The following is a 14,953-nucleotide window of genomic DNA, read 5'->3' as shown; positions in this document are numbered from 1 at the left end:
TTTGGGCCGGCTCGGCCTAAAATCATCCTGTTCGGGCTCTATCGCACGAGGAGCCGGTGAAATGGTAGGGTGGGAATGAAAAAAGCCGGAGGAACCGCATGACGAAGAAGACGCTGTCGGATTGGGCGGAGCTTGCGCAAAAGGAACTGCGCACCTCGCCCGAGAAGCTCACCTGGCAGACGCCGGAAGGCATTGCCGTCAAGCCGCTCTATACGGACGAGGATCTTGACGGCGCCGGGCATCTTGGTTCGCTTCCCGGCTTCTCGCCTTTCACCCGCGGCCCGCGGGCGACGATGTATGCCGGCCGGCCCTGGACGATCCGCCAATATGCCGGCTTCTCGACGGCAGAGGAATCGAATGCCTTTTATCGCCGCAATCTGGCGGCCGGCCAGAAGGGCCTGTCGGTCGCCTTCGATCTTGCCACCCACCGCGGGTATGACAGCGATCATCCGCGCGTCGAGGGTGATGTCGGCAAGGCGGGTGTGGCAATCGACAGCGTCGAGGACATGAAAATCCTGTTCGACGGCATTCCGCTGGCTGAAATGTCGGTGTCGATGACGATGAACGGCGCCGTCATCCCGATCCTTGCCTCCTTCATCGTGGCCGGCGAGGAGCAGGGTGTTTCGCGAGCCGACCTTTCTGGCACCATTCAGAACGACATCCTGAAGGAGTTCATGGTCCGCAACACCTATATCTATCCGCCCGAATCATCGATGCGGATCGTTGCCGACATCATCGACTATACCGCCCGCGAGATGCCGAAGTTCAACTCCATCTCGATCTCCGGCTACCACATGCAGGAAGCCGGCGCGACACTGGTGCAGGAACTGGCCTTCACGCTGGCCGACGGCCGCGAATATGTCCGCGCCGCCATCGCCAAAGGCCTGAGCGTCGACGAGTTCGCCGGCAGGCTCTCCTTCTTCTTCGCCATCGGCATGAACTTCTTCATGGAAGCGGCCAAGCTGCGCGCCGCCCGCCTGCTCTGGACGCGGATCATGGAAGGGTTTCATCCGAAGAAACAGTCCTCGCTGATGCTGCGCACCCATTGCCAGACCTCCGGCGTCTCCTTGCAGGAGCAGGACCCTTATAACAACATCATCCGCACCGCTTTCGAGGCGATGTCGGCCGTGCTCGGCGGCACGCAGTCGTTGCATACGAATTCCTTCGACGAAGCGATTGCGCTGCCGACTGAGTTCTCCTCTCGGATCGCCCGCAACACCCAGCTCATCCTGCAGCACGAGACCGGCGTCACCAAGGTCGTCGATCCGCTCGCCGGCTCCTACTATGTCGAAAGCCTGACGGCCGAACTGGCAGACAAGGCCTGGGCGTTGATGGAGGAAGTCGAGGCACTCGGCGGCATGACCAAGGCGGTGGCAGACGGCCTGCCGAAACGGCTGATCGAGGAAGCGGCCGCACGCCGCCAGGCGGCCGTCGACAAGGGCGAGGAGGTCATCGTCGGCGTCAACCGCTATCGGCTCGACAACGAGCAGCCGATCGACATTCTGGAGATCGACAACAGCGCAGTACGCAAAGCGCAGATCAGACGTATCGAGGAAACCAAGCGGCAGCGCGATGGCAAAGCCGTGCGCGAGGCCTTGGCGGCCCTGGCCGAGATCGCACAGAGCGGCAAGGGCAACCTGCTTGAAGCCGCCATCGAGGCGGCGCGGGCCCGCGCCACGGTCGGCGAGATATCGGATGCGATGCGCGATACCTTCGGCGATCATGCCGCCACGCCAGTGGTGATTAAGGGCGTCTATGGCCAAGCGTATGAAAACGAGCCGGAACTCGCCGTGCTCAAGACTCGCATGACGGAGGTTACGGAAGCCATGGGGCGCCGGCCGAAGATTATGGTCGCCAAGCTCGGTCAGGACGGACACGACCGAGGCGCAAAGGTGATCGCCTCGGCCTTCGGCGATATCGGCTTCGACGTGCTCGCTGGTCCCCTGTTCCAGACACCGGAGGAAGCCGCCGGTGTCGCACTCAGCGAAAAGGTCAACGTCGTCGGCGTCTCGTCCCTGGCGGCCGGTCACAGGACGCTGCTGCCACAGCTGATCGACAGGCTGAGGGAACAGGGCGGTGGTGATATCATCGTCGTCTGCGGCGGTGTTATCCCGCGGCAGGACTATGAATTCCTGCATGAACACGGCGTTGCAGCCGTGTTCGGCCCAGGAACGAACGTTCTTGAGGCGGCAAACTCCGTTCTCGACCTGCTGCAGGGTAGGCGGAGAAACCAGTAATTCAGCATCTCAAGAAAACGCGAAGCGGTTTTCTGCCCGGAAATGCACAAAAATCAGCACGTCAAAGCAGGCCGCGCTTTGCCAGATTGCTCATCAGCGCCGAAATGCCGAAGGTCCAGGGCGGGCATTCGGTGGAGAGGCGCACGGTGTTGATGAGCGCGCCGAGGCCTGCCGAGGAAATCTCGACGACATCGCCGATCTTGTGCGTAAAGCCTTGCTTCGGCGCGTCGCGGTCCTGCGTCGGCGCAAACAGCGTGCCGAGGAAAAGCATGAAACCGTCGGGATATTGATGATGGGCGCCGACCGTCTGCTTGACGAGATCCGTCGGATCGCGACTGATCTGCGACATCGAACTCTTGCCGTGCATCACGAAGCCGTCCTGGCCTGACACCTTCAGGTCGAGTTCAGCCTTGCGTACATCATCGAGGCTGTAGCCGGCATCGAACAGGCGGATGAAAGGACCGATGGAGCAGGAGGCGTTGTTATCCTTGGCCTTGCCGAGCAGCAGCGCCGAGCGGCCCTCGACGTCGCGCAGGTTGACGTCGTTGCCGAGCGTCGCGCCCGTGATTTCGCCGCGGCTGTTGACCGCGAGCACGATTTCCGGCTCGGGATTGTTCCAGGTCGAGATCGGATGCAGGCCGACATCCGCACCCCAGCCGACGGAGGAGAGCACCGGTGACTTGGTGAAGACTTCGGCGTCCGGCCCGATACCGACCTCAAGATATTGCGACCACATGCCTTCGTCGATCAGTGCCTGCTTGACTTTGGCAGCCTCCGGCGAACCGGCCTTCAGATTGGTGAGGCTGCCACCGATCAGCGTGCTGACGCGCTCGCGGATCGAGGCGGCACGCTCCGGACTGCCGGCCGCCTTCTCCTCGATGACGCGCTCGATCATCGACTGCGCAAAGGTGACGCCGCAGGCCTTCACTGCCTGAAGGTCGACGGGCGCCAGGAGATAGGGACGCGCTTCATCCGGCGTGCCGGTGCTGTTGGCGGCGATATCCTGCAACGAGCCGATCGCCTTGCCGCTCGCAGCGCGCACGAAACCAGCAGCGTCCTGTCGCTCGAGCAGCGCGCTCAGTGTCGGCGCCTCGCGCGAGGTGATGTCGACCAGCTCCCCCTCTCGAAGCGTCACGATGCTTGGCCCGGCAACTTCGGGATTCCAGGCTCGGCCGACAAAAAGACCATCCGAAGCGGCGATATCGAGCAGAGGTTGAGACATGGTGGATCTTCCGTCACGGGCGAGCGGGGAGCGCTCTTCAAAACATTGCGGGGTGTTGCCGCCCTCCAGCCCGGCGGCAGCCGAAATCGATCACATTCACGGAGATGGGGCAAGATGCGTCGGGGAAAAAGACTTTCGCCCGATCGGTTCAAGCCGTGGCCCTTTGTCGAAAGACCAAGCGTAAAAACCTGCAAAATAACTATTTAGATACAAATTAATCGTTATATTTCATATGTTTAATTTGCAACTCGGTCGATTTCCCCTTTCATCTCGCCTTGACAGGCGGCGGCTTTCGTTATCTGTTTTGCGCGACATGGAGGAGGCTGGCGTCAGGCGGCCACACGAAAATCCCAGGAGGATATTGCAGCGATGTTGAGATTTGCCGTCGTCGGAATCGACCATGGGCACACGTTCGATCACGTAAAGGGATTGCTGGCCGCGGGCGGCGAGTTCGTCGGCTATTGCCCGCAGACCTCGGTGCCGGCGTTGCGCGAGGCCTTCGAGAAGACCTATCCTGACGCGCCGCAGATCGACAGGCAAAAGCTGTTCGACGATCCGTCGATCGATGTCATCTGCATTTCCGCGATTCCGCGTGATCGTGCCGGGCTTGCCATCCGCGCAATGAGGTCGGGCAAGGACGTGATGACCGACAAGCCGGGCGTGACCACCTTCGCCCAACTCGAGGTCGTCAGGCGTACCGTTGCCGAGACCGGCAAGATCTTCTCGATCTGCTTTTCCGAGCGCCACTGCGTCCGCTCCGCCGTCAGGGCCGGCAAGCTCGTCGCCGAAGGCGCGATCGGCAAGGTGATCCAGACGCTCGGCGTCGGTCCACACCGGCTGCAACTGCCGACCCGGCCGGACTGGTTCTTCGATCCCGAAGCCTTCGGCGGCATCATCGTCGATATCGCCTCGCACCAGGTCGACCAGTTCCTGTTCTATACCGGCTCGACCACAGGCGAGGTCATCGCAAGCTCGATCGGCAATTTCGGCATGCCCGACAAGCCCGCCTTCGAGGATTTCGGCGAGGTGCTTCTGCGCTCCGACAAGGCGGCGGGCTATGTCCGTGTCGACTGGTTCACGCCGGAGGCGCTGCCGACCTGGGGTGACGGGCGCCTCACCATCCTCGGCACCGAAGGTTACATCGAACTGCGCAAATATATCGATATCGCCGGCCGGCCGGGCAAGGATCACCTCTTCCTGGTCAACGGCAAGGAAATGACCCATATCGATTGCAGCGGTGAAAAACTCGATTATTTCGACGCTTTCACCGCCGACGTTGGCAACCGCACGCAGACGGCGATGACCCAGGATCACGTTTTTGAAGTCTGCCGTCTTTCGCTCGAAGCCCAGGCGAAAGCCGCGCGCATCGGCGCTCGCTGAGGAGGAAATCATGACCAGAAAATTGCGCGTCGGCGTCATCGGCGCAGGCATCGCTGCGCGGCATCTGGCCGGCTTCGGCTGGAACAAGGAGCTTTTCGAAGTCCCCGTGCTCTGCTCGCTCGATGAGGAGCGCGGCAGAGCGTTGTGCGAGGAGTTCGGCATTGCCGAATACACGCAGGATGCGGATTCGCTGTTTGCCCGAGACGATCTCGACGTCATCGACATTTCGACGCCGCCGAGCTCGCATTTCGAACTCTGCCGCAAGGGTATCGAATCCGGCAAGCACGTGATCTGCGAGAAGCCGCTCTTCGGCTCGATCGCCGAGGTCGACGAGATGGCGCGCATCCTCGATCGTCACCCCGGCAGGAAGCTGATGCCGATCTTCCAGTACCGCTATGGTTCCGGCCTGCAGAAGCTGAAGCTGCTGATCGAACGCGGCCTGGCCGGCAAGCCGTTCCTGACGACGATCGAAACCCATTGGTGGCGCGGACCGGATTATTATGCCGTGCCGTGGCGCGGCAAGTGGGCGAGCGAACTCGGCGGTGGCCTTCTCGGCCACGCCATCCACGCCCATGACATGCTGAACTATGTGCATGGCCCCTGCGCCGAGGTGTTTTCCTATGGGGCGACGCTGGTCAATCCGATCGAGGTCGAGGATACGGCAGCCCTTTCGGTGAAGATGCAGAATGGCTCGCTGGCGACGCTGTCGATGACGCTGGGCTCGCGCAAGGAGATCTCGCGGCTGCGCTTCTGCTTCAACGACCTCGTCGCCGAAAGCATCATCGAACCCTATACGATGGGCCGTGATCCGTGGACATTCGTCGCCGGGACAGAGGAACATCAGGCGCGGATCGACGAAGTGCTCGCCGCCTATGTGCCTGGCGAGGATGGCTACACCCGTCAGTTCGAGCTCTTCCATAAGGCGATCGTCGAAGACACCGACCCACCGGTGACGCTGCAGGATGCCCGCAATTCGCTGGAACTGGTAACGGCCGCTTATTTCTCGCAGCGAACCGGACAACCGACGCCGATGCCGATCGCCGCCGATCATCCGCTCTATCGCTCCTGGCTTCCAGCAGGGGAATGGCGGGCTGCGGCCACCGTCTGAACCGGGAAGGGCTCTCCGATGATGAAATCCTTCGAGCATGTCGGCATGACGGTCGGCGACATGGACCACACTGTCGATTTCTACTGTGGCCTGCTCGGCCTCAGCCTCGTGCTGCGCAAGACGATGGCGAATGGCATGCAGGTCGCGTTCCTCGATGCAGGCGGCGGCATGCTGGAGGTCTTTGCGCCGCCCGGCGGCGCGTCGAGAGCGGTCGACGTGCCTGAAGATACGGCCGGCGTCCGCCACCTCACCTTTCATTTCGACAATGTCGACGAGACCTTCGCCCGCCTCGAAAAGGCGGGCGTCGAGATCAAGGAGCGGCCGCGCTTCGCTGTCCACTCCGAGATGCTGAACAAGATCGCCTTCGTTCGCGATCCCGACGGCATTATCGTCGAACTTGCCGAACGCTCTCAGAACCGCCAGGGCTGACACAGGTGCTGCCGATCGCTTCGCTTCGGGCGGTCAGACCGTCCCGCAGCAGATCGATCAGGCGCCAGACGAGTCTTGCCGCCATGGAAGGCTCTCCTCAGCTCGCCAGCTTGGCACTGATATAGTTGCGCCAGCCGCCAAGTGCGGTGATTTCCTCGGCACCCTTCACCGCATGCGCCTCGCAGACGAAGCCGGAGACGCTGGAACCGTCTTCGAGCGTCAGCTTACCGATGCCGAGGGGTGCCGGAATCTTCTGGACGAACCTGCCGAAAGCATCGGCCGGCAGTGCCCAGACCTCGACCTCCAGCCCGTTGCCCTTGTGGCCGGGCTCGCGCAGCAGCCCCGGTTTCGGCGGCGTGGTATTGGGTAAGACGAAGAGGCGATAATCGCCGGCCGTGCGGCAGGTCTTGACCAGACGCCCGCCTGCGCCTGCCAGTTCGTGATTGAGCGGCATGCCGGTCAGATGCGCACCGACGACCACAATTTCGATAAAACCGTCATCGCCGGGCACAACACGGCTTGCTTCGGGGATCGCAGCCTGCCGGTCGATGCCCATGCCGGAGCTTGCTGCGCGGTGCAGCGCATCGGCAAGTGGTGCCAGCGCATCGTCGGTGAAGGCAGGTGCGATGACGGTAACGCCGCTCGGCAACCCCCCTTTTCCGAAGCCGGCCGGAACGGCAATCGCTGCGCAATCGAGCAGGTTGACGAAATTGGTGTAGCGGCCGAGGCGACCGTTGAGCACGACGGGATTGGCCAGCATATCCGCAACGGTGTAAGTGGTCGGTGCGGTCGGCAGCAGAAGCACGTCGGCCTTTTCCCATTCGGCCTCGGTCTTGCGACGCAATTCTTCCAGCCGGTATCGGCCGTTGAAAGCCTCGACCGCGGTTTTGCCCTTGGCGCCTTCGATAATCCCTCTGACCGTCGGGTCGAAATCAGCCGCGTTCGTGGCGAGGAAATCTTCGACCGCCGCCAGACGTTCGGCGACCCAAGGCCCATCATAGAGAAGGGCGGCGGCCTCGCGGAATGGCGCGTAATCGAAAGGCACGATCGTCGCGCCGAGCGCTCTGGCCCGCTCGATCGCCTGGTCGTAGAGCGCCTCAACCTCCTTGTCGCCGAAGAACTCCCGCTCGGCGTCGGTCAGGACGCCGATGCGCAAGCCCGATACCGGCAGGTTCGCCGGCTTGGCGCGACGGGAGAAAGGATCGGCATCGTCGAAACCCTCGGCGACCTTGCGGATCGTAACACCGTCGCCGACGGTCGCGGCAAAGATTGTGATGCAGTCGACGCTCTTGCAGGCGGGCACGGCGCCGGTATTCGGCAGAAGGCCCGGCGTTGGCTTGATGCCGACCAGATTGTTGAAGGCAGCCGGCACCCGGCCCGAGCCCGCCGTATCGGTGCCGAGTGCGAAGGCCGCGAGGCCGGAAGCAACCGTGACAGATGATCCGGAGCTCGAGCCACCGGAGATATAGCCCGCATCGAAGACCGAACGCGGCGCGCCATAGGGCGAGCGCGTGCCGTTGAGGCCGGTCGCGAACTGGTCGAGATTGGTCTTGCCGATGATGATGGCGCCGGCTGCCTTCAGCCGCGCAACGACGGTAGCGTCCGCTTCCGGCCGATATTCGTATGCCGGGCAGGCGGCCGTCGTCGGCAGGCCGGCGGCATCGATATTGTCCTTGACCGCGAAGGGCACGCCCCAGAGCGGCAGGCTGTTTGCCTCAGGCGCCCGCGCCATCAAGGCTTTGGCGGCGGCCCGCAGCTCCTCGTCGGGCACCGCCGTGATGAAGATCGCCGGATCTTTCGAGGCGGCACGCCGCGCAATCACCTCTTCGATGGCGTCGAGCGGCGTCAGGCCGGATTGATAGGCGGCGCGAAGGCTTGAGAGATCGAGGATGGTCGGCAGCATGTCAGCATTCCTCCAGAACGACGATAATATCGCCGGCTTTGACGTTTCTTCCCGGCCCGGCGCGCAGGTCGCGGACGCGGCCTGCCGCATGGGCGGTGACGTTGATTTCCATCTTCATCGATTCGATGATGGCGAGTGTATCGCCGGCCGCAACCGAGGCACCCGGCTCGACCAGCAATTTCCAGATATTGCCGGGTACGGCGCTGGCAACACCGAAGCAGCCGTCGGGAATATCCCCATCCGGACTTTCGCCTGTGCCTTCATCGGTGACGAAGCTGTCGAGCCCGGCTTCCTTCCAGCGTTGGCGCTCAGTATCGAAGGCGGCCTGCTGGGTTGCCTTGAAACGGCCGATCGACGCCGAATTCGCCTGCAATTCCTTCTCATAGGCAGCATAGGAGAATTCCGTCTCCTCGATCCGAATCGGATAGCCGCCATGCGGGAAGGCGGCGCGCGCCTCCGTCAATTCCTGATTGCTAACAGGGAAGAACCGGATCTGATCGAAGAAGTTCAGCAGCCAGGGCTTGCCCCTGGCGAAGGCCGGTGTCTCCCGCCATGTGTTCCAGACCTGGATGGTGCGGCCGAAGAGCTGGTAGCCGCCCGGTCCTTCCATGCCGTAAATGCACATATAGGCGCCGCCGATGCCGACGGCATTTTCCGGCGTCCAGGTGCGGGCGGGATTATACTTCGTCGTCACGAGGCGGTGGCGCGGATCGGTCGGGGTCGCGACCGGCGCACCGAGATAGACGTCGCCGAGACCGAGCACCAGGTAGCTGGCATCAAAGACGATATCGCGGACGGCCTGTTCGTCGGGAAGGCCGTTGATACGGCGGATGAACTCGATATTCGACGGGCACCAGGGTGCGTTCGGGCGCACGAGTTCCTGATATTTGCGCATCGCAAGCTCCGCATCCGGATCGTTCCAGGAAAGCGGCAGATGCACGATGCGGCTCGGCACCGTGACCTCCTGCGCTGCCGGAAGCGTCGCCTCAATCTCGGAGAGCAGCCCCAGCAGACGCCGACGCGTCAGCTGCGTGCCGTTATAATGGATCTGCAGCGAGCGGATGCCGGGGGTAAGGTCGACGATGCCAGGAAGGCGAGCCTCGATGACCGCCTGCATCAGCAGATGCACCCGCAGGCGAAGCGCGATATCGAGCGTCATCGGCCCATATTCGACGAGCAGATTGTCGTCGCCTTGGCGGCGATAGACGACCGAAACCGGGCCATCCTCGCTGATGCCGAGGATCGGCGAACCTGTTTCTTCCGTGGGCCGCCGCACCGCCGGGCCGGCGATCGGGTCTTCCGGCCGCGCCACTGCATGAAAACGGATACGGTCGCCGGGCTTGAACTGGCCCATCTTCCACTGCTCGTCGCGGGCAATCACCGCCGGGCAGACGAAGCCGCCAAGGCTTGGGCCGTCAGGGCCGAGAATGATCGGCATGTCGCCGGTGAAATCGATCGCCCCGATCGCATAGGCATTGTCGTGCAGGTTGGAGGGGTGCAGCCCCGCCTCGCCGCCATCGTGGCGTGCCCAAACCGGGGCAGGGCCGATGAGGCGAACGCCGGTGCGGGCGCTGTTGAAATGCACCTCGTAGGCCGTCGAGAACAGCGTCTCGATATCGTTATCCTCGAAGAAATCTGGCGCGCCGTGCGGGCCGTAGACGACGCCGACATCCCATTCGCGCGTCAAGGTGGCCGGCTCCTTTGCGGGCGTCGCCGGTTCGGTTGCCACCTGCCGGGCAAAATGAAGCACATGCCCCGTCTTCAACGTGCCTGTGGCGTTGCCGCCGAATTGGCCGAGGCCGAACGTCGCCCGCGAGCCGAGCACGACGGGTGCCGCAAAACCACCGGCGACAGCGAGATAGGCGCGCTGCCCCGGCCCTTCGATCGTCCCGATCGACAGCACCTGGCCTGCCCGGATCAGCACCGGCTCGCCATGCGGCAACTGTGTCCCGTCGCATGTCATCGCCATCCGCGCGCCGGCAAGCGCGATCGTCTGATCGGCATAAAACCGCAATGTCGGGCCGGAAACCGTCAATTCAAGCGCAGCCGTCACGTCGGCATTGCCGGCCAGCCGATTGGCATGGCGGAAGGAGCGTTCGTCCATCGGACCGCTTGGCGGCACGCCGACATGCCAAAGGCCGAGCCGGCCCGGCAGTTCCTGGATGCTCGACTGCGCGCCGGGTGCGAGAACCTCGACGACATCGGGAACGAAGGTGAAGTCGCGCAGCGCCGTCGTCGCCACCTTGGCGCCGGCGAGCAGCTCGGAAGCGGCGATCGTTCTCAAATAATCGAGATTGGTCTCGATGCCTGATATCGACGTTTCGGCGAGTGCTGCCTTCAGCTTCTCGATCGCCGCCGGCCGGTCTCCCGCCGCCACGATCAGCTTGGCGAGCATCGGATCATAGAAGGGCGTGACCTCGGTTCCCGTCTCGATCCAGCCGTCGACGCGAGCATTATCAGGGAAGACAACCTCGGTCAGCAGGCCAGCGCTCGGGCGGAAATCGGCATGCGGCATCTCGGCGTAGATGCGCATCTCGATCGCCGCACCCTTCGGCGTCAGGGCATTCGCACCCGAGAGCACATCCTCGCCCGCCGCCTGCCGGATCATCCATTCGACGAGATCGATGCCGAAGACGGCTTCCGTGACGGGATGCTCGACCTGAAGGCGGGTGTTGACCTCAAGGAAATAGAATTCCTCGCGCTGGGGATCATAAATGAATTCGACGGTGCCGGCCGATTCATAGGAGACCGAACTTCCCAAATCGACCGCCGCCTTGTGCAGCCGCGCCCGTGTTTCCGAGGAAAGGCCGGGGGCAGGGGTCTCCTCGACGACCTTCTGGTTTCGCCGTTGCAGCGAGCAATCTCGTTCGCCGAGCGCGATCACGCCGCCCTTGCCGTCGCCGAAGATCTGCACCTCGACATGGCGGGCTTCGGCAACGAAGCGCTCGATATAGACGCGCGCATCGCCGAAGCTGGCGCGGGCGGTCCGCTGCACGCTCTCGAAGGAGGCCTTGAGGCTTGCCGCATCGGCGCAGAGCTGCATGCCGATGCCGCCGCCGCCGGCCGTGCTTTTCAGCATGACGGGATAACCGACGGTCTCTGCAGCCGAAAGCGCATCCTCGACGCTCTGCAAGAGATCGGTGCCGGGCAGCAGCGGCACGCCGCTGGCTTTTGCCAATTCGCGCGCCGTATGCTTCAGGCCGAAGGCCGACAGATGCTCCGGCCGCGGGCCGATGAAGGCGATGCCTTCAGCGGCGAGCCGCTCGGCAAAACCGATATTCTCCGAGAGGAAGCCGTAGCCTGGATGCACAGCCTCAGCGCCCGTCGCCTTGCAGGCAGCAATGACGGCATCGACGTTGAGATAGCTTTCGGCAGCGGGCGCCGGTCCGAGGCGGATGGCCTCGTCGGCGGTCAGCGCCGGCATCGAGAACCGGTCGGCATCGGAATAGACGGCGACCGAGGCGATGCCCATCCTCTTCAATGTCCGGATGACGCGGACGGCGATTTCGCCGCGATTGGCGATAAGGACCTTGGTGAACATCGATCAGTCCTCGCCGTCCCAAATCAGCACCCGGATCGGCGTCGGATCGAAGCCGTTGCAGGGATTGTTGATCTGCGGGCAATTGGAGATGACGCAGAGCACGTCCATTTCCGCCACCAGCTCGACATAGTCGCCGGGCGCGGAAATGCCGTCGACGATGGTCATCTCGCCATTCGGCTTGATCGGCACGTTCATGAAGAAATTGATGTTCGGCACGATGTCGCGCTTGCTCATGCCGTGTTTGGTCACTTCGATCACGAAGTTGTCGCGGCAGGCATGCAGGTATTTGGTGCCGTGGCCAAAGCGCACCGTGTTGCTCTCGCAGGAGCAGGCGCCGGCGGATGTATCGTGCCGGCCGCAGCTGTCGGCCGTCATGACCAGCATGACATTGCCTTCGTTCGAGATGATCTTCGTGCCGGTGCCGATATAGGCGCCACCTTGCGTCCGCATCGTATCCTGGTTGGAATAACGCTCGGCAAAGTCATCGGCACGATAAAACAGCGTATCGATTGCCTGTTGGCCGTAGCTGTCCTCGATGCGGATGGTCTGACCCTTGCGTACGATGCCGGACCACGGCGCTTCGGCGGGGATGAAATGGTCCTGCACGGCATTTTCCAGGCTGCGCGAAGCTGAAGTCTTGATGAAATCGGTCATCGTCATCCTCCCTCAGGCCAGCATCGAGGCGTTGTTTTCGAAGCCGCGAAGGGCTTCGGCGGTCGCCGTGCGCGAGAGGTCGTCGAACGCGGGGGCGGGGGCGCGAAAGCGCGTGACGATCACCGGCTTCGGCGCATAAACAGGATCGGGATCGAGCGGATGCGGGCAATTGGAGAAGCCGACGATCATGTCCATTTCGGCGCGCAGTTCGGCATAGTCGCCGCTGTTGGAGAGTTTGCCGCGCCAGTGGAAGCCACCGTCATCGTCGACGCGGACGGAAGCGAAGAGATTGAGAATTGCGGGAATATCGCGCCTGGTGAGACCAAGCTTGCCGGCGACGAGCACGAGATTGTCGCGGGTGTTGCGGGTCTTGACGCCGGGATATTTGGCAGCGTTCGAAGCTGCCGTCGAGCCGCCCATCAGGCAGTCGTGGGCGCCGGAGCTATCCTCGATCAGCGAAAACATCACCCGGCCCATGTCTGAGAAGATAACGCGGCCCTTGCCGAGGGCGGTCGTCCACTGCACCTTGACCGTATCGACGAGATTGAGCCGTTCGCTCGTGACAGCGGCGTTCCAGGCGACGAGCGCCACGGTCGATCCGCCTTCGCCCTGATCAATGCGGAGAGCCTCGCCGCGCTTCAGCGCGGTCGACCAGTGCCAGCCGCCGGGGATAGTTTCCTGATGGATGATTGCAGCCGCATCGATTGCGGAGGCGGGAAGGGGGCTCGGGGCCGGCAAGACCTTCGGCGCAAATTCCAGCCCCTTTTTCTGATGTTCCTCGTAACGCTGCCGGTTGGCAGCGATCTCCTCGGGCGAACGTCTGACATGCATCATGGTTTTTCTCCTGACGGACTGGAAGCAGGGTCGTCCCGGCGAAGGCCCAGAGAAATGACCGGGCCGTCCCGGTCGGGGCTGAAGATGGAGGGCGCGCCGGCGAGCCTCGGCGGCCAGATCGAAATATCCTTGGTGATCGTCGCGCCGTAGCGCTCCTTTTCCTCCGGGCGGTCACGCTTGCGCTCGAAGGCGACGACCCGCGTCGCCAGCGTGAAGGCTTCGCGCATGTCATGTGTCACCATGACGACGGTCATCTGCGTTTCGTGCCAGAGCCGCTTCATCAATGTGTGGATCTCGGCTCGGATGCCGGGATCGAGCGCACCGAAGGGCTCGTCGAGCAGCAGCACCTTCGGCTTCATGATCAGCGCCTGCGCCAAAGCCAGGCGCTGCTGCATGCCGCCTGATAGTTGCGCCGGATATTTGTCCTCGGCGCCGGAAAGGCCGACTTCGGCAATCAGCCGCCGTGCCTCGTCGATGGCGTCGCGACGGGCGGCGCCGAAAAGCTTGGCCTTGTAGCGGGACGCCGAGAATTCCCGCCCGAGCAGCACGTTTCCGAGGACGGTCAGATGCGGGAAGACGGAGTAACGCTGGAAGACGACGCCGCGATCCGGGCCCGGCTCCTGCGGCAGGGTTTCGCCGTCGAGCAGGATCGTCCCTCGCGTTGGTCGCTCCTGGCCGAGCAGCATGCGCAGGAACGTCGACTTGCCACAGCCGGACGGGCCGACAAGAGCGACGAAGGCGCGGGAAGCGACAGTCAGCGACACGTCCTCAAGGACGATCTGGTCGCCATACTCTTTCCAGACCTTTTCGATCACCAGTTCGCTCATGCCTGCTTCTCCAGCTCAGACCAGGGGAAGACGGCAATGCGGATGCGATCGAGGATATAATTCATGACCACGGCGAGCAGCGTGATCCAGACGACATAGGGAAAGATGATATCCATCGAGAGATAGCGGCGGACGAGGAAGATGCGGTAGCCGAGACCGGAATCCGACGAAATCGCCTCGGCAGCGATCAGGAACAGCCAGGCGGGGCCAAGCTGAAGCCTGAGGCAGGTGATCAGCCGCGGCAGGATCTGCGGCAGCACCACACGAAGGCCGAGCTGCCAGGAGGAACCGCCGAGCGTTTCAGCCTTGACGATCTGTTCGCGCGGCAGCTCCAGCGCCTTCAGCGCAAGATCACGGATCATCGTCGGCGCGACGCCGATGACGATGAGCGCGATCTTCGAAGCTTCACCGAGACCCATGGCAATGAAGAGGATCGGCAGCAGCGCCAGCGGCGGCACCATCGAGATAACGGCGACGAAGGGCGAGAGCAGGGCTCGGAGATACGGCAGCATGCCAATCAGCATGCCGATGACGAGCGCCGTGACTGTGGAGATGCCGAGGCCGGCAAGCAGGCGGATCAGGCTCGCCCCCGTATCGGACCAGAGCAGGTATTGGCCGGTGCGCGGATCGGCGATGAAGGCGAGGCGGTCGATCGCATCGGCAAAACCGGCAAGACCGGGCAGCAGCTTGTCGTTGGCGTTTTCCGCCAGCCGTGCTCCTGAGCCGAAAGTATAGGCAACAATCAGCAGCACGAAGGGCAGCAGCGTCAAGGTAAGCTGCGCGCCCCGGCTCGGCCTCGTGTTGATCCAGCGCATAGG

General features: G+C 63.1%; 11 protein-coding genes. 4 read left to right on the top strand and 7 right to left on the bottom strand.

Going from position 1 to position 14,953, the window contains the following annotated elements:
* The first annotated feature begins 98 nt into the window (after positions 1-98).
* A complete protein-coding gene (scpA, locus tag AC2444_RS30785) occupies positions 99-2,237 on the top strand; it encodes a methylmalonyl-CoA mutase (protein ID WP_128449540.1) in 2,139 nt (712 codons plus the stop codon).
* Positions 2,238-2,298: 61 nt separating this feature from the next.
* On the opposite strand, the gene AC2444_RS30780 is transcribed toward scpA, so the two are convergent.
* Entirely contained in the window at positions 2,299-3,459 is a 1,161-nt protein-coding gene (locus AC2444_RS30780; protein WP_128449541.1) for a fumarylacetoacetate hydrolase family protein, read from the bottom strand.
* A 369-nt stretch (positions 3,460-3,828) separates the two neighbouring features.
* Between AC2444_RS30780 and AC2444_RS30775 the strand changes: the two genes are divergently transcribed.
* From AC2444_RS30775 to AC2444_RS30765, 3 genes are read left to right on the top strand one after another with little or no spacing between them, the layout of a single operon-like run.
* Complete coding sequence (locus AC2444_RS30775; RefSeq protein ID WP_128449542.1) at positions 3,829-4,839, top strand: Gfo/Idh/MocA family protein; 1,011 nt, start codon at positions 3,829-3,831, stop codon at positions 4,837-4,839.
* Between the two features lie 10 nt (positions 4,840-4,849).
* Complete coding sequence (locus AC2444_RS30770; RefSeq protein ID WP_128449543.1) at positions 4,850-5,947, top strand: Gfo/Idh/MocA family protein; 1,098 nt, start codon at positions 4,850-4,852, stop codon at positions 5,945-5,947.
* An 18-nt stretch (positions 5,948-5,965) separates the two neighbouring features.
* The gene (locus AC2444_RS30765) at positions 5,966-6,376 is read left to right on the top strand and encodes a VOC family protein (RefSeq protein ID WP_128449544.1); all 411 of its coding nucleotides are present in this window, start codon (positions 5,966-5,968) and stop codon (positions 6,374-6,376) included.
* Positions 6,377-6,473: 97 nt separating this feature from the next.
* Here AC2444_RS30765 and atzF read toward each other — a convergent pair whose 3' ends face one another.
* Genes atzF through AC2444_RS30735 form a run of 6 tightly spaced genes read right to left on the bottom strand, consistent with a single transcriptional unit; the run spans position 6,474 to position 14,950 of the window.
* Positions 6,474-8,279 carry an allophanate hydrolase gene (gene atzF, locus AC2444_RS30760; protein WP_128449545.1) on the bottom strand — a complete coding sequence of 602 codons (1,806 nt, stop codon included), beginning with the start codon at positions 8,277-8,279 and terminating at the stop codon, positions 6,474-6,476.
* A 1-nt stretch (position 8,280) separates the two neighbouring features.
* Positions 8,281-11,820, bottom strand: a complete 3,540-nt coding sequence (uca, locus tag AC2444_RS30755; RefSeq protein ID WP_128449546.1) for an urea carboxylase — start codon at positions 11,818-11,820, stop codon at positions 8,281-8,283.
* A 3-nt stretch (positions 11,821-11,823) separates the two neighbouring features.
* Complete coding sequence (locus AC2444_RS30750) at positions 11,824-12,474, bottom strand: urea amidolyase associated protein UAAP2 (protein ID WP_128449547.1); 651 nt, start codon at positions 12,472-12,474, stop codon at positions 11,824-11,826.
* Between the two features lie 12 nt (positions 12,475-12,486).
* Positions 12,487-13,308 carry an urea amidolyase associated protein UAAP1 gene (locus tag AC2444_RS30745; RefSeq protein ID WP_128449548.1) on the bottom strand — a complete coding sequence of 274 codons (822 nt, stop codon included), beginning with the start codon at positions 13,306-13,308 and terminating at the stop codon, positions 12,487-12,489.
* Complete coding sequence (locus AC2444_RS30740; protein ID WP_128449549.1) at positions 13,305-14,135, bottom strand: ABC transporter ATP-binding protein; 831 nt, start codon at positions 14,133-14,135, stop codon at positions 13,305-13,307. The genes AC2444_RS30745 and AC2444_RS30740 overlap by 4 nt, the downstream gene beginning before the upstream one ends.
* Positions 14,132-14,950 (bottom strand): ABC transporter permease, encoded by an 819-nt coding sequence (locus tag AC2444_RS30735; RefSeq protein WP_128449550.1) that lies wholly within the window; start codon positions 14,948-14,950, stop codon positions 14,132-14,134. The genes AC2444_RS30740 and AC2444_RS30735 overlap by 4 nt, the downstream gene beginning before the upstream one ends.
* Positions 14,951-14,953 lie beyond the last annotated feature (3 nt).

Source organism: Rhizobium sp. WSM1328 (genome assembly GCF_057653715.1).
Note: the sequence above shows the minus strand (reverse complement) of the source record. Positions and strands in the feature narration are given on the sequence as shown.

What these genes read in the sequence shown, in the direction of transcription:
- AC2444_RS30745 (WP_128449548.1), bottom strand. Translation starts at nt 13,308, where the DNA reads ATGATGCATGTCAGACGTTCGCCCGAGGAGATCGCTGCCAACCGGCAG.
- AC2444_RS30765 (WP_128449544.1), top strand. Translation starts at nt 5,966, where the DNA reads ATGATGAAATCCTTCGAGCATGTCGGCATGACGGTCGGCGACATGGAC.
- AC2444_RS30735 (WP_128449550.1), bottom strand. Translation starts at nt 14,950, where the DNA reads ATGCGCTGGATCAACACGAGGCCGAGCCGGGGCGCGCAGCTTACCTTG.
- AC2444_RS30780 (WP_128449541.1), bottom strand. Translation starts at nt 3,459, where the DNA reads ATGTCTCAACCTCTGCTCGATATCGCCGCTTCGGATGGTCTTTTTGTC.
- AC2444_RS30775 (WP_128449542.1), top strand. Translation starts at nt 3,829, where the DNA reads ATGTTGAGATTTGCCGTCGTCGGAATCGACCATGGGCACACGTTCGAT.
- scpA (WP_128449540.1), top strand. Translation starts at nt 99, where the DNA reads ATGACGAAGAAGACGCTGTCGGATTGGGCGGAGCTTGCGCAAAAGGAA.
- uca (WP_128449546.1), bottom strand. Translation starts at nt 11,820, where the DNA reads ATGTTCACCAAGGTCCTTATCGCCAATCGCGGCGAAATCGCCGTCCGC.
- AC2444_RS30770 (WP_128449543.1), top strand. Translation starts at nt 4,850, where the DNA reads ATGACCAGAAAATTGCGCGTCGGCGTCATCGGCGCAGGCATCGCTGCG.
- AC2444_RS30740 (WP_128449549.1), bottom strand. Translation starts at nt 14,135, where the DNA reads ATGAGCGAACTGGTGATCGAAAAGGTCTGGAAAGAGTATGGCGACCAG.
- AC2444_RS30750 (WP_128449547.1), bottom strand. Translation starts at nt 12,474, where the DNA reads ATGACCGATTTCATCAAGACTTCAGCTTCGCGCAGCCTGGAAAATGCC.
- atzF (WP_128449545.1), bottom strand. Translation starts at nt 8,279, where the DNA reads ATGCTGCCGACCATCCTCGATCTCTCAAGCCTTCGCGCCGCCTATCAA.